The organism is Nocardioides cavernae (assembly GCF_016907475.1).
GTDB classification, from domain to species: Bacteria; Actinomycetota; Actinomycetes; order Propionibacteriales; family Nocardioidaceae; genus Nocardioides; species Nocardioides cavernae.
On sequence record NZ_JAFBCA010000001.1, the window covers coordinates 2,021,901 to 2,038,835 of the forward strand.

The 16,935-nt window shown below is 71.2% G+C and carries 15 protein-coding genes and 2 tRNA genes; 15 read left to right on the plus strand and 2 right to left on the minus strand.

Going from position 1 to position 16,935, the window contains the following annotated elements:
* Positions 1–52 precede the first annotated feature (52 nt).
* The 3 genes from JOD65_RS09440 (at position 53) to tig (ending at position 1,842) form a co-directional block, all read left to right on the plus strand.
* Positions 53–126: transfer RNA gene (locus tag JOD65_RS09440), tRNA-Gly, on the plus strand.
* Between the two features lie 45 nt (positions 127–171).
* Positions 172–244 (plus strand) — tRNA-Pro (locus tag JOD65_RS09445).
* 182 nt (positions 245–426) lie between these two features.
* Entirely contained in the window at positions 427–1,842 is a 1,416-nt protein-coding gene (gene tig, locus JOD65_RS09450) for a trigger factor (RefSeq protein WP_191196480.1), read from the plus strand.
* Between the two features lie 55 nt (positions 1,843–1,897).
* On the opposite strand, the gene JOD65_RS09455 is transcribed toward tig, so the two are convergent.
* A complete protein-coding gene (locus tag JOD65_RS09455) occupies positions 1,898–3,082 on the minus strand; it encodes a phosphotransferase (RefSeq protein WP_191196481.1) in 1,185 nt (394 codons plus the stop codon).
* 24 nt (positions 3,083–3,106) lie between these two features.
* On the opposite strand from JOD65_RS09455, the gene JOD65_RS09460 reads away from it, so the two are divergent.
* From JOD65_RS09460 to JOD65_RS09480, 5 genes are all read left to right on the plus strand, one after another.
* Positions 3,107–3,532 (plus strand): MarR family winged helix-turn-helix transcriptional regulator, encoded by a 426-nt coding sequence (locus JOD65_RS09460; RefSeq protein ID WP_191196482.1) that lies wholly within the window; start codon positions 3,107–3,109, stop codon positions 3,530–3,532.
* A 119-nt stretch (positions 3,533–3,651) separates the two neighbouring features.
* The gene (locus JOD65_RS09465; protein WP_191196719.1) at positions 3,652–4,257 is read left to right on the plus strand and encodes an ATP-dependent Clp protease proteolytic subunit; all 606 of its coding nucleotides are present in this window, start codon (positions 3,652–3,654) and stop codon (positions 4,255–4,257) included.
* A gap of 5 nt (positions 4,258–4,262) precedes the next feature.
* Positions 4,263–4,877, plus strand: coding sequence for an ATP-dependent Clp protease proteolytic subunit (locus JOD65_RS09470; RefSeq protein WP_191196483.1), 615 nt, complete (start codon positions 4,263–4,265; stop codon positions 4,875–4,877).
* A 153-nt stretch (positions 4,878–5,030) separates the two neighbouring features.
* Positions 5,031–6,311 carry an ATP-dependent Clp protease ATP-binding subunit ClpX gene (gene clpX, locus JOD65_RS09475; RefSeq protein WP_191196484.1) on the plus strand — a complete coding sequence of 427 codons (1,281 nt, stop codon included), beginning with the start codon at positions 5,031–5,033 and terminating at the stop codon, positions 6,309–6,311.
* A gap of 121 nt (positions 6,312–6,432) precedes the next feature.
* Positions 6,433–7,338, plus strand: a complete 906-nt coding sequence (locus tag JOD65_RS09480) for a hypothetical protein (protein ID WP_191196485.1) — start codon at positions 6,433–6,435, stop codon at positions 7,336–7,338.
* A 187-nt stretch (positions 7,339–7,525) separates the two neighbouring features.
* On the opposite strand, the gene valS is transcribed toward JOD65_RS09480, so the two are convergent.
* Positions 7,526–10,159, minus strand: a complete 2,634-nt coding sequence (gene valS / locus JOD65_RS09485; RefSeq protein ID WP_191196486.1) for a valine--tRNA ligase — start codon at positions 10,157–10,159, stop codon at positions 7,526–7,528.
* Positions 10,160–10,236: 77 nt separating this feature from the next.
* Here valS and JOD65_RS09490 point away from each other — a divergent pair, with 77 nt between their 5' ends.
* The 7 genes from JOD65_RS09490 to mreC all read left to right on the plus strand — a co-directional run bounded on the left by JOD65_RS09490 (position 10,237) and on the right by mreC (position 16,929).
* On the plus strand, positions 10,237–11,166 hold the full coding sequence (locus JOD65_RS09490) for a GNAT family N-acetyltransferase (protein WP_191196487.1): 930 nt from the start codon (positions 10,237–10,239) through the stop codon (positions 11,164–11,166).
* 9 nt (positions 11,167–11,175) lie between these two features.
* On the plus strand, positions 11,176–12,201 hold the full coding sequence (locus tag JOD65_RS09495; RefSeq protein WP_191196488.1) for a hypothetical protein: 1,026 nt from the start codon (positions 11,176–11,178) through the stop codon (positions 12,199–12,201).
* 24 nt (positions 12,202–12,225) lie between these two features.
* Positions 12,226–13,584, plus strand: a complete 1,359-nt coding sequence (gene folC / locus JOD65_RS09500; RefSeq protein WP_191196489.1) for a bifunctional tetrahydrofolate synthase/dihydrofolate synthase — start codon at positions 12,226–12,228, stop codon at positions 13,582–13,584.
* Positions 13,581–13,991, plus strand: a complete 411-nt coding sequence (locus JOD65_RS09505) for a DUF4233 domain-containing protein (protein ID WP_224747952.1) — start codon at positions 13,581–13,583, stop codon at positions 13,989–13,991. Before folC ends, JOD65_RS09505 begins: the two co-directional genes overlap by 4 nt.
* Positions 13,992–14,173: 182 nt before the next feature.
* Positions 14,174–14,599, plus strand: a complete 426-nt coding sequence (gene ndk / locus JOD65_RS09510; protein WP_191196490.1) for a nucleoside-diphosphate kinase — start codon at positions 14,174–14,176, stop codon at positions 14,597–14,599.
* A gap of 363 nt (positions 14,600–14,962) precedes the next feature.
* The gene (locus tag JOD65_RS09515; protein ID WP_191196491.1) at positions 14,963–15,991 is read left to right on the plus strand and encodes a rod shape-determining protein; all 1,029 of its coding nucleotides are present in this window, start codon (positions 14,963–14,965) and stop codon (positions 15,989–15,991) included.
* Positions 15,991–16,929 (plus strand): rod shape-determining protein MreC, encoded by a 939-nt coding sequence (gene mreC / locus JOD65_RS09520; protein WP_191196492.1) that lies wholly within the window; start codon positions 15,991–15,993, stop codon positions 16,927–16,929. The genes JOD65_RS09515 and mreC overlap by 1 nt, the downstream gene beginning before the upstream one ends.
* The last annotated feature ends 6 nt before the right edge of the window (positions 16,930–16,935 follow it).

Sequence of the window (16,935 nt, forward strand, 5' to 3'; positions counted from 1 at the left end):
GCGTGTGGCACCATGACTCCCGCACCGGCGGGACGACCTCGTCGGGACGCGCGCGGATGTAGCTCAATGGTAGAGCCCCAGTCTTCCAAACTGGCTACGCGGGTTCGATTCCCGTCATCCGCTCCAAGCAGGCTGCGAGTGCCCCACGCAGGGGCGTCGGAGCCGGTTTGGCGGGGCGTAGCGTAGTGGCTAGCGCGCCTGCTTTGGGAGCAGGAGATCGCAGGTTCGAGTCCTGTCGCCCCGACCCTCTGGCCCCACCCGTCACGCGGTCCCCGCGCCTCGCTCGGGTGGCCAGGGCGTGATTCGGCCTGTGCCCTCGCCCTCGATAGACTGGCGCGGTTTGCGGTCGCCGGGCCCCGTGCCCTGGCAGTGCCGCTCCTTTCCCCGTGTGGTCCACCCACAGACCTTCAGCATCAGGAGACATTTGTGAAGAGCGCCGTCGAGACCTTGAGCCCCACCCGGGCCAAGCTGACCGTCGAGGTGCCCTTCGAGGAGCTCAAGCCGAGCCTCGACGCGGCGTACCAGAAGATCGCGAAGCAGATCAACGTCCCCGGCTTCCGCCGCGGCAAGGTCCCGCCGGCGGTCATCGACCGCCAGGTCGGCCGCGGTCCGGTCCTCGACGAGGCGATCAACGCCGTCGTCCCGCAGCAGTACATGGCTGCCCTGCAGGAGCACGACCTCGAGCCGCTGGCCCAGCCGGAGATCGAGGTGACGAAGTTCGAGGACAACGAGTCCCTTGAGTTCACCGCCGAGGTCGACGTCAAGCCCGACTTCGAGCTGCCCTCCTACGACGGCCTCGAGGCGAGCGTCGACGACGTCGAGATCAGCGACGCCGACGTCGACGAGCAGGTCGAGGCGCTGCGTGAGCGCTTCGGCACCCTGGTCCCGGTCGAGCGCGCCGCCGCCGACGGCGACTTCGTCACCATCGACCTGGTCGCCGCCAAGGGCGGCGAGACCGTCGAGGGCGGCGAGGTCACCGGCATGTCCTACAAGGTCGGCCGCGGCGGCATGATCGACGGCCTCGACGAGGCCCTCGTCGGCCTCTCCGCCGGCGGCGACGCGACGTTCGACTCCGAGCTCGCCGGTGGCGACCTGGTGGGCGAGCCCGTCCAGGTGACCGTCACGGTGACGGCCGTTCAGGAGCAGCAGCTCCCCGAGTACGACGACGAGTTCGCCCAGCTCGCCTCCGAGTTCGACACCGTCGACGAGCTCACCGCCGACGTGCGCGAGCGCCTGGGCCGCGGCAAGCGCCTCGAGCAGGCCGCCGCCGCTCGTGACGCGGTCCTCGAGGCCCTGCTGGAGAAGGTCTCCATCCCGCTGCCCGAGGTCATGGTCACCGACGAGCTCAACGCCCGTCGCCAGAACGTCGAGCAGCAGCTCGCCATGGCCGGCATCACCATGGAGAAGTACCTCGAGGACGAGGGCCAGACCCAGGAGGAGTTCGAGGCCGACCTCGACCGCCGGGTCCGCGACGCCGTCGCCGCCCAGTTCATCCTCGACAAGATCGCCAAGAAGGAGGAGTTCGGCATCGACCAGGCCGAGCTCTCCGAGCACCTCGTGCGGCGTGCCCAGCAGTCCGGGCAGGACCCGCAGGAGTTCGCCAACCACATGTTCGAGCACAACCACATCCCCGAGCTCGTGCAGGAGATCATGCGCGGCAAGGCGCTGGCGACGATCGTCGAGGCGGCGACCGTCAAGGACGCCTCGGGCAACGTGGTCGAGCTCAAGAACCTGCGTCCCGACGGCACGATCGGTGAGCCGGTCGAGGAGAGCACCGAGGCGAGCGCGGACGAGAGCACCGACGAGCAGACCGGCGAGGCCGACGAGGCCGAGAAGGCCTGACCCGCTCCGCTCCACGACCGGCGTCCACCCCTCCCGGGTGGGCGCCGGTCGTCGTCTACCCGGGCTCGGTGCCAGCCAACACGTCGAGCGAGTAGCGGGCGATCGCCGCCCGCTGCCGCGACCAGTGGTCGAGGGCGTCGGCGTCCGAGTCGTCGAGCCGCTCGAGCGGCAGGCTCGGCAGGCCGTTGAACAGCATCAGGCTCACCGCGTGGCCGCGCCGCACCTCCTCGAGCGGGACCTCGAGCCCCTCGTCGGCGAGCCCGGCGGCGTACGACGCCACGCACGCGGCCGCGCGCTCGGGCAGGTCGTCGGCGTCCTGCCGCCCGATCTGGATGTCGCCCACCAGCAGCTGGGACAGGTCGAACCCGACCGGTTGGGACCGCCAGAAGCCGAAGTCGATCAGGGTGAATCCCCGCTGGCCGGTGCGACGCAGCAGGTTGTTGGGGCAGGCGTCGCCGTGCGAGGCCAGGTGGCGCGACGCGGCGAACTCCTGGGCCAGGACGTCGAGGTGACGGGCAGCCGCCAGGAGGCCGTCGCGGAGCCCACCGAAGTGCTCGGCGACGGCGGGGTGGAGCCACGTGGCCTCGTCGTGCAGGCCGGGGAGCACGGTGAAGGCCAGCCGACCGGCGACGAAGCTCTCGATGTGCCAGGGCTGCGGGTCGATGTCGGCCAGGGCGGCCACTGCCCGGCTGGCGGACAGGCGCCCGAGCAGGCGCGCTGCGCGGACGCTGTCGTCGGGACCCCACGGCACCGGGTCGGCGTCGACGGCCTCCAGCCAGATCACGGCGGTCTCGTCGGGGCGCTCCTCGACCCGCAGGCCGCGGGGCATCGAGAACCCCTCGGGCAGCCGCTCACGCAGGTCGGATCCGTAGACCAGCGGCTCGGCGCGCCACGGGAGCGAGGCGGCCGCCCACTCGCCGATCTCGGGCGGTACGCCGGCGAAGGCGGGGGAGTGCCGCCAGTTGTGCACCCGCTTGACGAACAGCGTGAACTCCCGGCCCTCACTGTCGAGGCCGGTGTCCGTCCCGGCGGTGGCACGGCCACGGACCCAGGTCCGGGCGCCGGTGAGGATCGACGGGACGTCGTAGGCGACGGGTTCGGCCGTGGAGTCGAGCAACCGCACCGTCTGCACGTCCCACAGCTCGGCGACCATCGCCTCGAGCTCGGCGTCACTGACGTCGTCGGCGCCGAGCACCTCACGCCGGTCGACCCCGGGCGACAGCGTGAAAGTTGCTTTCATGGTCATAGAAGGTAAGTTGCTTTCATGACTCGCGTCAAGAGGCTCCCGGCCGCCCGGCCGCACCTGCCGATGCTGATGGGCATGGTGTTCTCCCAGCTGCGCGACCGCCTGGCCGTCGAGGCGCCGGACCTGCGGCCCTCCCAGCTGCGCGTCCTGGAGTGGCTCCCGGCGGACGGGCTGACCATCAGCGAGCTCGCCGAGTGCGCCGAGATGACCACTCAGGGGTGCGGGCAGTTCGTCCGCCAGCTCGAGGCGCTCGCCATGGTGGAGGTGTCCGTGGCCGACCACGACGCCCGCGCCCGCGTCGTACGCATCACCGCAGCCGGGCGCGACGCCCTCGCCCGCTCCGCGGCGGTGCTGGCCGCCTGCGACGAGGCATGGGCCGCTCAGGTGGGTCCGGAGCGGTGGCGGGTGTTCCGCGAGGTGCTGGAGGAGGTCGCGCTCGACTGAGCGTGCCGAGCCCGAATCCGCTCTGGGCGAACAGGGTGGGTCAGCGCGTGGAAGTGTCCGTCCTTCCGGCTAGTGTCGCCAGCGTGAACCAGAACTCCAGCCCAGCCCTCTCGCCCGAGATGAACGGCGCCGGTGGGATGTATGGCCTCGACGACCACATCTACCAGCGGCTCCTCCGTGAGCGCATCGTCTTCCTCGGCTCGGAGGTGCGCGACCAGAACGCCAACGCGATCTGCGCGCAGCTCCTCCTGCTCTCCGCGGAGGACCCGGAGGCCGACATCTTCCTCCACATCAACAGCCCCGGCGGCTCGGTCGACGCCGGCATGGCGATCTACGACACGATGAACTACATCCCCAACGACGTGGCGACGGTGGGCATGGGCCTGGCGGCCTCGATGGGCCAGTTCCTGCTCTGTGCCGGCACCAAGGGCAAGCGCTACGCCCTGCCCCACGCCCGCATCATGATGCACCAGCCCTCCTCGGGCATGGGCGGCTCGGCCTCCGACATCAAGATCCAGGCCCAGCAGTCGTTGCACATCAAGAAGGTGCTGCTCGACCTGATCGCCGAGCACACCGGCCAGAGCGTCGAGCAGGTCATCGCCGACGCCGACCGCGACCGGTGGTTCACCTCCGACCAGGCCGTCGAGTACGGACTCGTCGACCAGGTCATCACCAGCGCCCGCGAAGCCGCCGACGAGGGCCGCCCGGCCCGGACCAAGGACTGAACACCATGAACTACTACATCCCCCAGTGGGAAGAGCGCACGTCCTACGGTTTCCGCCGCATCGACCCCTACGCCAAGCTGTTCGAGGAGCGCATCATCTACCTCGGCACGCCGATCAGCGACGACGTGGCCAATGCGGTCATCGCCCAGCTGATGTGCCTGGAGACGATGAACCCCGACACCGACATCAGCATCTACATCAACAGCCCCGGTGGCTCGTTCACCGCGCTCACCGCGATCTACGACACGATGCGCTTCATCAAGCCCGACGTGCAGACGGTGTGCCTGGGCCAGGCGGCCTCGGCGGCGGCGATCCTGCTGGGCGCCGGCGCCAAGGGCAAGCGGATGGCGCTGCCCAACAGCCGCATCCTGATCCACCAGCCCTACACCGAGGGCACGTTCGGCCAGACCTCCGACATCGAGATCCAGGCCAACGAGATCCTGCGCATGCGTGAGCTCCTGGAGAAGATGATCGCCGACTCCAGCGGCAGGGACATCGACCAGGTGAGCCGCGACATCGAGCGCGACAAGATCCTGACCGCCGAGCAGGCCGTCGAGTACGGCCTGATCGACGCGGTGATCGAGTCCCGCAAGGGTGCCCCGGCCCTCGCGGGTCGCTGAGCCGAGGCTCGGAAATGATGGCCGACGACATCTCGTGTCCGGCCCCCGACGGGGGCCGGCGCGGGGTACCGTCGTACGGCCCACTGCAAGGCAGCACAGCGCAAGGTGCGAAGTGCCGGAGCCCCCATCCGGCGAGACTGGAGGACACGACTCGTGGCACGTATCGGTGACGGCGGCGATCTGCTGAAGTGCAATTTCTGCGGAAAGAGCCAGAAGCAGGTCAAGAAGCTCATCGCTGGCCCCAACGTCTACATCTGCGATGAGTGCATCGAGCTCTGCAACGAGATCATCGAGGAGGAGCTGGCCGAGGGCGCCGAGGTCAGCCTCGAGGAGCTGCCCAAGCCCCGCGAGATCTTCGAGTTCCTCAACTCCTACGTGATCGGCCAGGAGCACGCCAAGAAGTCCCTCGCCGTCGCGGTCTACAACCACTACAAGCGCGTCCAGTCCGGCCTCCAGCCCGTGAGTGGCAAGGCCAAGGACGACGTGGTCGAGGTCGCCAAGTCCAACATCCTGGTGATCGGGCCGACGGGCTGTGGCAAGACCTACCTCGCGCAGACCCTCGCCCGGATGCTCAACGTCCCCTTCGCGATCGCGGACGCCACGGCGCTGACCGAGGCCGGCTACGTCGGCGAGGACGTCGAGAACATCCTCCTCAAGCTCATCCAGGCCGCCGACTACGACGTCAAGAAGGCCGAGACGGGCATCATCTACATCGACGAGATCGACAAGGTGGCCCGCAAGTCGGAGAACCCCTCGATCACGCGCGACGTCTCCGGTGAGGGCGTCCAGCAGGCCCTGCTCAAGATGCTGGAGGGCACGACCGCGTCGGTGCCCCCGCAGGGCGGTCGCAAGCACCCGCACCAGGAGTTCATCCAGATCGACACCACCAACATCCTCTTCATCGTGGGTGGTGCCTTCGCCGGGCTCGAGCAGATCATCGAGCAGCGGGTCGGCAAGAAGTCGCTGGGCTTCACCGCCGAGGTGCGCGGTGCCGCCGAGCGCGAGTCCGACGACCTGCTCGCGCAGGTGCGTCCCGAGGACCTCACCAAGTTCGGCCTGATCCCCGAGTTCATCGGTCGCCTGCCGCTGATCGCGAGCGTGAGCAAGCTCGACCGTGAGGCGCTGGTCCAGATCCTCACCGAGCCGCGCAACGCGCTGGTCAAGCAGTACCAGAAGCTCTTCGACCTCGACGGTGTCGAGCTCGAGTTCACCGACGACGCGATCGACTCGATCGCCGAGGCCGCACTCGAGCGCGGCACCGGTGCCCGCGGCCTGCGCGCGATCATCGAGGAGGTCCTCCTCTACGTGATGTACGACGTCCCGTCGCGAGGCGACGTCGCCAAGGTGATCGTCACCCGGGAGGTCGTCGAGGACGACGTCGCCCCGACCCTCATCCCGCGTGAGGCCGAGGGCCGCAAGAAGAAGTCCGCCTGACCCCTGGCCCGACATGACCATGGCGGTCTAGTCATTTCGGACTATTCCGGGCCATCGACGCAAGACATGCGTCATGGCCCGGAGAGACTGGCGTCTCGTCAGCATGTGGGAAGGGGACCCCGTGGGGGTTGACCAGAAGCGACCGCTCGTCGGTTTCGCTCTCGTGGCAGTGCTCTGCGCCGTCCTCATGTTCGTCTCCGTCGGCCGCGGCTTCGGGCTCAGCGGCCTCGTCCACCCGGGCAGGCCCATCGCCGCGCCGGTCGAGCGCACCCCGGCCGAGCGTCCCGCCGGCCCGGTGCGGAAGGACGTCCCCGCCGCTGTGCCCGCCGCGATCCCCGCCGAGCTGAGCGCGCAGCCGCTCGCCGCCGTCGTCGCTGCAGCCTCCACCGAGAAGGCCACCACCGAGGGGTCCGAGACCTCAGGTGGAGCCGCCTCCGGCGGTTCCGGGTCGTCCGCAGCGGGTGGCTCCGCGAACGGTTCCCAGGACGCCGACGACGAGTCCACCGACGACCAGTCCACCGACCCCGGCTCCACGGACGACGACAGCACCACGACGACCGACAGCGACGCCGAGCGCGACGCGGCGAAGGCCCAGCGCCAGGCTGAGCGTGAGGCGGCCAAGGCCCAGCGGCAGGCTGAGCGCGAGGCGGCCAAGGCCCAGCGGCAGGCTGAGCGCGAGGCGGCCAAGGCCGAGCGTGACGCGGTCAAGGCGCAGCGTGAGGCTGAGCGGGATGCTGTGAAGGCGCAGCGCGACGCTGAGCGGGATGCTGCCAAGGCGCAGCGCGACGCTGAGCGGGATGCTGTGAAGGCGCAGCGTGAGGCTGAGCGGGATGCTGCCAAGGCGCAGCGCGACGCTGAGCGGGATGCTGCCAAGGCGCAGCGCGACGCCGAGCGGGACGCTGCCAAGGCGCAGCGCGACGCCGAGCGGGACGCTGCCAAGGCGCAGCGCGACGCCGAGCACGCGGCCGCCCAGGCTGCGAAGCACGCGGACGGCGCCCCGGGCAACAGCGGCAACGGCAAGGGCTGACCCCCGAGGGTTCTCCTCCCGGCCCGGCGCGTCGGACGACCACAACCCGTGGTCGGGTCCCCGGCTCAGGCGGGTCGCGTGCCGGCTCGTGGACTTCTGGTCGTACGACGCGCCGCTGGCCGCGTGGCCCCGGACGCACGAATCCCCCTCACGCACCGCTGACGGCGCGTGAGGGGGATCGGCTGTCTCAGTCCTCGGTGGGCGCGAGCTCGGCGGCGGTCACCCGCAGCTCGGTGGCGGACTCGTCGGTGACGAAGTCCAGGTCACCGACGATGGTGCCGACGGCACGCAGGTCGTCCTGCGCCTGCTGGGCGGCTTCCACCAGCGATGCCGGGCCGGTGATCTCGACGCGCGAGAGCGGGGCGCGCATCTTGGCCTTGGCCTGCGACTTGGCGCCGCGGATGCCGGTCAGCGCGGCGGCCACCGCGTCCAGGACCAGCGGCTGCGAGGCAGCGGCCGAGCCGAGGTCGGCGGCGGTGGGCCACGAGGCGTGGTGGATGGAGCCGTCCTGCCACCACGACCAGACCTCCTCGGTGGCATAGGGCAGGAACGGTGCGAGCAGCCGGAGCTGGACGTGCAGCGCGATGGCCAGCGTGGCGCGCGCGGAGTCGGTGCCGGCGCCCCCCTCGGCGTCGTACGCGCGCTCCTTGACCAGCTCGAGGTAGTCGTCGCAGAACTCCCAGAAGAACTTCTCGGTGACCTCGAGCGCGGTCGTGTAGTCGTAGGCGTCGAACGCTTCCGTGGCCCTGCGGACCACGATCTCGAGGCTGCCGAGCAGCGCACAGTCGACCGGGGCGCTGACCACGGCCGGGCTGAGCTCGGTGGCGCCGACGTTGCCGAGGACGAACTTCGAGGCGTTGAGGACCTTCATCGCCAGCCGGCGGCCGACCTTCATCTGGGACTCGTCGAAGGGCGAGTCCATGCCCGGACGGCCGATCGCGGCGCGCCACCGGACGGCGTCGGCGCCGTACTTGTCGAGGATGTCGGTCGGGACGACGACGTTGCCCTTGGACTTCGACATCTTCTTGCGGTCGGGGTCGACGATGAAGCCGGAGATCATCGCGTGCGACCACGGCACGACCTGGTTCTCGAAGTCCGCGCGGACGACGCGCGAGAACAGCCAGGTGCGGATGATGTCGTGCGCCTGGGTGGCGAGGTCGTAGGGGAAGACCCGCGAGAACAGGTCGTCGTCGACGCCCCACTGGCCTGCGATCTGCGGCGTGAGCGACGAGGTCGCCCACGTGTCCATCACGTCGGGGTCGCCGATGAAGCCGCCGGGCTTGCCGCGCTGGTCCTCGGTGTAGCCCCCGGGCGCCTGCGTCGACGGGTCGACCGGGAGCTGGTCCTCGCTGGGCATCAGCGGGTGGTCGTGGTCGGGCTCGCCGTCGGCGTCGAGGGGGTACCAGACCGGGAACGGGATGCCGAAGAACCGCTGGCGCGAGATCAGCCAGTCGCCGTTGAGGCCACCGACCCAGTTGTCGTAGCGGTGCTTCATGTGGGTGGGGATCCAGGTGATCTCCTCGCCGCGGACGAGCATCTCCTTGCGCAGCGCCGCGTCGCGGCCGCCGTTCTTGATGTACCACTGGCGGGTGGCGATGATCTCGAGCGGCTTGTCGCCCTTCTCGTAGAAGTTCGCCATGCGCTGCGTCGCCTTGGGGTCGCCGTCGAGGTCGCCCGACCCACGGAGCAGGCCGACCATCGCCTCGCGGGCGGAGAACGTCGTCTTGCCGGCAAGCTCGGCGTACGCCGTCGCGGCCGCGTCGGCCGCGAGCCACTCGGGCGTCTCGCGGGTGAGGCGCCCGTCGCGGCCGACGACCGTCCGGACCGGGAGGTCGAGCTCGCGCCACCACATCACGTCGGTGAGGTCACCGAAGGTGCAGCACATCGCGATGCCGGCGCCCTTGTCGGGCTCGGCGGCGTGGTGGGCGATGACCGGGATCTCGACGCCGAAGACCGGCGACGTGACCGTCGTGCCGAAGACGTCCTGGTAGCGCTCGTCGTCAGGGTGCGCGATCAGCGCGACGACGCTCGGGATCAGCTCGGGACGCGTGGTCTCGATGTGGATCGGGCTGCCGTCGGGCTTGTGGAAGGCCACGCGGTGGTAGGCACCCGGGTAGTCGCGCGCCTCGAGCTCGGCCTGTGCGACGGCGGTCTGGAACGTGACGTCCCACAGCGTCGGCGCCTCGGAGAGGTAGGCCTCGCCGCGGGCGAAGTTGCGCAGGAACGCCCGCTGGCTGACGGTGCGCGAGTGGTCGCCGATGGTCGTGTAGGTCGGGTTCCACTGGACCGACAGGCCGAGCTTGCGCCACAGCGCCTCGAAGGCCTTCTCGTCCTCGACGACGAGCTGCTCGCAGAGCTCGATGAAGTTGGGCCGGCTGATGGCGACCTGTCGCTTGGGGTCCGGCTTCTCCGGCGGGGTGAAGTCGGCCTCGTAGGGCAACGTCGGGTCGCAGCGCACGCCGAAGTAGTTCTGCACGCGGCGCTCGGTCGGCAGGCCGTTGTCGTCCCAGCCGATCGGGTAGAAGACGGCCTTGCCCTGCATGCGCTGGTAGCGCGCGATCAGGTCGGGGTGGCTGTAGGAGTAGACGTGGCCGACGTGCAGCGAGCCGCTGACGGTCGGCGGGGGCGTGTCGATGGAGTAGACGTTCTCCCGCGGCTGGGTGCGGTCGAAGGCGTAGGTGTCGTTGTCGGCCCACGCCCGGGACCACTTGTCCTCCAGGCCCTCCAGCGCCGGTCGCTCCGGTACGACGACGGCACGCGTGTCGGTGCTCGTTGTCGTCGGACCGGCCTCCGGGGCCTGGGTGCTGGGGTTCTCAGTCATGCTCCGAGTCTATTGACGGGCCTCCGGCCTGCGAAAACGAGTATCGACACAGCGTGCGGTGGACCTAGCGTGCGGCCATGGACGCTGACCTCACGCTGGAGTTCTTCGACACCCCGCAGCCCTTCCTCGACGCGGCCGGCGAGCTGCTGGCGGCCAACCCCGTGCTGGGCAGCGTCATCGCGAGCGTGAGCCAGCGGACCGCCCGTGAGCTCGCGGACGGCCGGGACTCGTGGGCCGAGGCCCACGCGCCCTTCGAGCGGTGGTGGGTCGTGGTCCGCGACGGATCGGGCGAGGTCGTGAGTGCGGTGATGAGGACCGCTCCGTTCAAGCCCCACCCGTCCTTCTCGATGCCGCTGCCCGACCCCGCCGCACGTGCGCTCGCCGCCGCCCTCCACGAGCGCGGGGAGGTCCTGGGCGGGGCCAACGGTGCCCTCCCGGGCGCGGCCGTCCTGGCCCGGTCGACGGCCGAGCTGGTCGGGGGAGAGGTCGTCACCGACAAGGCGACCCGCCTGTGGGAGGCCACGTCCGTCGAGGTGCCGCCCGCGCCCGAGGGCCGGCTGCGGCAGGCGAGCGAGGACGACGCCGCGCTCGTGCTCGCGTGGTTCGAGGCGTTCCACGCCGAGGCCGACGAGCAGGCCGGCCGCGAGCCGGACCCGACTGCCGGCGAGCACAACACGCTCGACAGCGTGCTGGTGCGCATCCGCGAGGGCGTCGAGTGGCTGTGGGAGCTCCCCGACGGCACGGTCGCCCACCTGACCGGCTCCGGGCTGCCGGCCTACGGCGTCGGCCGGATCGGCCCGGTCTACACGCCCAAGGAGTTCCGCGGCCGCGGCATCGCGTCGTACGTCGTCGGGGAGCTCACGCGTCGCGGACTGGAGGCGGGCCACCGGATGTGCCTGTTCACCGACCGCGCGAACCCCACCTCCAACAAGATCTACGCGGGGCTGGGCTACGAGCCGACGGTCGACATGGCCGAGCACCTCGTCACCGTCCCGGGGACGCCCTAGTCTCGGCGGATGCGGCGCATCCTGGCTCACGGCCCGGCCCTCACCCTCTCCCTGGTCGTCGTCGCCACCGCCTCCTCGTCGGTGCTGGCGGGATCGGCGCCCGCGGCCCAGGCGCCGGATCGCTCCGCACGCGTCCACGCCGTCGGCGGCTGCGAGCTCTTCCCCGCCGACAACCCGTGGAACAGGCGCATCGACCGGCGGCCGGTGTGGCGGTGGTCGTCGGCGATCGTCCGCAAGCAGGCGGCCGGGCACGACCTCCACCTCGACCTCGGCACCACCGAGGACCACTACGGCATCCCGGTCACCGTCGTCGACGAGGACCAGCCCCTGCTGCCGCTGCAGTTCGGCACCGACGGTGAGGACTACCGCGACGAGAGCGACCGCGGTCCGGTCTTCGTGCCGGCCGACGCGGCGATCGAGGGCGGCAGCGCCGGCGACCCCGACCCGGACGAGGGTGACCGGCACGTGATCACGGTCCGCCGCGACACGTGTGACCTCGTCGAGCTGTACGCCGCCGAGCGGGTGCGCGACGCCTCGGGCGCGGTCGTCGCCTGGCGGGCCGCGTCGGCCGCCCGCTGGGACCTGTCGTCCAACCGGCTGCGCCCGGCCGGCTGGACCTCGGCCGACGCCGCCGGCCTGCCGATCCTCCCCGGGCTGCTGTCCTACGAGGAGGCGGCGTCCGGGCGGATCACCCACGCCCTGCGCTTCACGCTCCCGTCCGCGCGCTCCGCGTACACGTGGCCGGCCCGCCACTGCGGTCCGAGCGGCAACACGACGCGCGACCTGCCGGCGTACGGCCTCCGCTTCCGGCTCGCGAGGTCCTTCCCGGCCACGCGCTACACCGGCGTCGCCCGCACGATCGTGGTGGCGATGAAGAGGTACGGCCTCGTCTACGCCGACCAGGGCTCGTCGATGTTCGTCACCGGGACGTCCGACCCGCGCTGGGCCGACGCGCTCGACCAGTTCCGCGAGCGACCGGTCGACGGGAAGTCGCTCGAGGTCGTGAAGCCGTGGCGGCGGGTCGTCACCTGCTGACCCGGTCAATAGACTCGGGGCGCCATGACTGATGCCCCTGATGCCCCCCGCCTGGCCGAGACCTTCGACGAGGTCGAGGACGCCCTGCTGTCCCGCTGGCCCGAGACCAAGCTCGAGCCCAGCCTCGACCGGATCCAGGCGTTCACCGAGCTGCTCGGCGAGCCCCAGCACTCCTTCCGCTCGATCCACCTCACCGGCACCAACGGCAAGACCAGCACCAGCCGGATGATCGAGACGCTGCTGCGCGCGCTCGACCTGCGCACCGGGCGCTTCACCTCCCCGCACCTCGAGCGGATGAGCGAGCGGATCAGCATCGACGGCGAGCCGCTGGACGACAAGGCGTTCGTCCGCGCCTTCAACGACGTCGCCCCCTACACCCACCTCGTCGACGCCGAGCAGGACCACCCGCTCAGCTTCTTCGAGACGATCGTCGGGATGGCCTACGCCGCCTTCGCCGACGCGCCGGTCGACGTCGCCGTGGTCGAGGTCGGGATGGGCGGCAGCTGGGACGCCACCAACGTCATCGACGCCGACGTCGCCGTGGTGCTGCCGATCGCCGTCGACCACGCCAAGTACCTCGGCGACGACGCCGTGACCATCGCGGCCGAGAAGGCCGGGATCATCAAGCCCGGCTCCTTCGTCGTGCTGGCCGAGCAGACGCCCGAGGTCGCCGCGGTCCTGCTGGCGAAGGCGACCGAGGTCGGCGCCACCATCGCCCGTGAGGGCATGGAGTTCGGCGTCGTGTCCCGCACGCCGGCCGTCGGCGGCCAGGTGATCTCGCTCCAGGGCCTTCGCGGGCACTACGACGACGTGTTCCTGCCGCTCTATGGCGCCCACCAGGCGCAGAACGCCGCCGTGGCGCTGGCCGCGGTCGAGGCGTTCGGCAGCGGTGAGCTCGACGACGAGCTGGTGCGCGCGGCGTTCGCGGAGGTGACCTCGCCCGGTCGGCTGGAGATCATCCGGCGCAGCCCGACGATCCTGCTCGACGCCGCGCACAACCCGCACGGGGCCGAGGCCGCGGCGGCGGCGCTCGAGGACTCCTTCTCGTTCAGCCCGCTGGTCGGGGTGATGGGCGTGATGGAGGACAAGGACCACGAGGGCCTGCTCGCCGCCTTCGAGCCGTACCTCGAGCACGTCGTGTGCACCCAGAACTCCACCCCGCGCTCCCTGTCGGCCGCCGCGCTCGGCCGCGCCGCGGCAGAGGTCTTCGGTGAGGACCGCGTCAGCGTCGTGCCCGACCTGGCCGACGCGATCGACCGGGCCGCGACGCTGGCCGAGGCGGGGGAGGCCATCACCGTCTCGATCGGCGCCGGTGCGGTGCTCGTCACCGGCTCGGTCGTCACCGTGGGCGAGGCCCGCTCCCTGCTGAAGGGACGCCGATGAGCGACCAGGCCCCGAGCCCCGCCGACGGCCAGGTGCCCACCAACACCGAGCGCTCGCCGCGGCGCGGCATGGCGGCCGCCGTGCTGAGCCTCGAGGCGATCACCCTCGGCCTGACCACGCCGGTGATGATCACCATCGCCGACGTCCCGGCCGGCACCGCGGTGGCCGTCGGCCTCGGGCTCGCGGTCGTGTGCCTCCTGCTGGCCGGCATGCTGCGGGCCGAGTGGGCCTACGTCGCGGGCTACCTCGTGCAGGTCGCCGCCATCGGTCTGGGCTTCGTCGTCCCCGTGATGTTCGGCCTCGGCCTCGTCTTCGCCGCGCTCTGGACGGGGGCGGACCAGCTCGGTCGCAAGATCGAGCGCGAGCGTGCCGCCGCGTGGGCGGCGTACCGCGCGGAGCAGGGCTGACCCGGATCCACGGCCTCTCGCCTGCTGCGCGTCGCCATCCGGGCGCACTGGCCGCGTTGTCGCGCACTCGACGGGCCTAGCGGCCCGCCTTCGGCCCTCCGCCTCGCCATTGCACCCGCCTGGCGACGCTCGCGACGGCGTCGACCGATGGATCCGGGCCCCTCCTCGCTAGGCTGCCCCGCATGACCGACGTCCAGCGTTCCCTCGTCCTCGTCAAGCCCGACGGCGTGCGCCGCGGCCTCTCGGGCGAGGTCCTGCGCCGGATCGAGGCCAAGGGCTACACGCTCGCGGCCGTCGAGCTGCGCACCGCGACCCCCGAGATCCTCGCCGAGCACTACGCCGAGCACGAGGGCAAGCCGTTCTACGGCCCGCTCGTGGAGTTCATGCTGTCGGGCCCCGTGCTCGCCGTCGTGATCGAGGGCCAGCGTTGCATCGAGGGCTTCCGCTCCCTCGCCGGCGCCACCGACCCGACCGCCGCCGCCCCGGGCACCATCCGCGGCGACCTCGGCCGCGACTGGGGCCTCGCCGTCCAGCAGAACCTCGTCCACGGCTCGGACTCCGAGGAGTCGGCCGCCCGCGAGATCGGCATCTGGTTCACCGAGCTCTGAGGCTCGCACCACGCCCGGCCCCGGCGTGTCGGACGACCAGAACCTCCCGTTGCGGTGGTCCTCACACGGGCCTGCTCCGGCTCGGGACGACTTGTGGTCGTCCGACACGCCGTCCCAGGCTGCGATTGACGTCAACCCCGCAGCCGTGCCGGCGGCGAGTGGCGGCGGATTGCGCCTGCGCAGGTCCTCGGCGTGCGATGTGCCGCCACCCATGGCGTACGTCGCACCGCCAGCCACACGGGCCACACGCCTCGCGCGTGTCCTGCCGGGAACAGGCAAGTCCGCTCCTTAACCTGAGCGTGGGTCGGCAGCCTCGTCGACTCCACTTCCCGGTACGACCCGATCTGCGAGGGCAGCAGCGGCATGGCAAACAGCTTCATCGGCCGAGACATGGCCGTAGACCTCGGCACCGCCAACACGCTGGTCTATGTCCGCGGCAAGGGCGTGGTGCTCGACGAGCCGTCGGTGGTCGCGATGAACACCACCACCGGTGAGGTGCTCGCGGTCGGCCACGAGGCCAAGCGGATGATCGGCCGCACCCCCGACAACATCGCCGCCATCCGGCCGCTCAAGGACGGCGTGATCGCCGACTTCGAGGCGACCGAGCAGATGCTGCGCTACTTCATCCACCAGGTGCACCGCCGGCGCTACTTCGCCAAGCCCCGCATGGTCATCTGTGTCCCGAGCGGCATCACCGCGGTCGAGCAGCGCGCGGTCAAGGAGGCCGGCTACCAGGCCGGTGCCCGCCGGGTCTACATCGTCGAGGAGCCGATGGCGGCCGCGATCGGCGCCGGGCTGCCGGTCCACGAGGCCACCGGCAACATGATCGTCGACGTCGGCGGCGGCACCACCGAGGTCGCCGTCATCAGCCTCGGCGGCATCGTCACCAGCCTGTCGGTGCGCACCGCGGGCGACGACCTCGACCAGGCGATCATCGCGTGGATGAAGAAGGAGTACTCCCTGATGCTGGGGGAGCGCACCGCCGAGGAGATGAAGATGACCCTCGGCTCGGCCTTCCCGCTGCCCAGCGAGCCCGACGCCGAGATCCGCGGCCGCGACATGGTCTCCGGCCTGCCCCGCACCGTCGTCGTCTCCAGCTCCGAGCTGCGCCAGGCGCTCGAGGAGCCGCTGCACAACATCATCGACGCCGTCCGCAGCACCCTCGACCAGACGCCGCCCGAGCTGGCCGGCGACATCATGGACCGCGGCATCGTCCTCACCGGCGGCGGCGCGATGCTGCGCGGCCTCGACGAGCGGCTGCGGCACGAGACCGGCATGCCCGTCCACCTCGCAGAGGACCCGCTGTCGTCGGTGGCCTACGGCGCCGGCAAGTGCGTGGAGGAGTTCGAGGCGCTCCAGCAGGTCCTCGTCTCCGATCCGAGGCGCTTCTGATGGGGGCCTTCGGGGGGCACGAGGGCCGGGAGCGGCGCTGGACCGGGCTCGACAAGCTCGAGTCGCGCAACCGTCCGCCGCGCTCGTTGCTCGTGGCACTGGTCCTGGCGAGCGTCACGCTGATCACGCTGGACGTGTCCGGTGGCGGCAGCTCGCCGCTCGAGCCGGCGCGGCGCGCGGTCGGCGAGGCCTTCGGGCCGGCCGAGGCCGGCGTCGCCGCGGCCGTGCGCCCCTTCACCGCCGTGCCCACGTGGTTCCGCAGCAAGGGCGACCTCGCCGACCAGGTCCGCGACCTCGAGGCCAGCAACGCCGAGCTCAAGGGCAAGGTGGAGCTCGCCAGCTTCGACCGCAACCGCCTCGAGCAGTACGACGGACTCACCACGGCCGCGGAGGACCTGGGATCGGCCCTCGTCCCGGCCCGCGTGGTCGCGCTGGGCTCGCGCCAGTCGCAGAGCTTCACCGTCACCATCGACGCCGGCTCCGAGGCCGGGGTCGGCCCGGACATGACGGTGGTCAACAACGACGGCCTCGTCGGCCGGATCCTCCGGGTCACCCGCAGCACGGCCACCGTGCTGCTCGTCATCGACCCCGACTCGACGGTGGGCGGCCGGGTCGGGTCGAGCATGGAGATCGGGTTCGTCACCGGCAGCGGGTCGCTCGACCAGAAGTCGGGGCTCGACCTCCGCCTCGTCGACGACGCGTCCGTGCCGGCCCGCGACGACACCGTCGTGACGTGGGGCAGCACGACCGGGCCCTACGCTCCGGGCGTCCCGATCGGCACCATCACCGAGGTCTACAGCTCGCTGCGCGAGGCCTCCCAGCGCGCGGTCGTCAAGCCCTTCGTGGACTTCTCCGCCCTCGACGTCGTCGGCGTGATGGTCCCGAGCGGCTCCCGCAGCGATCGCGCCGTGATCGAGGCCGACGGGACCCTGCGATGACTCACC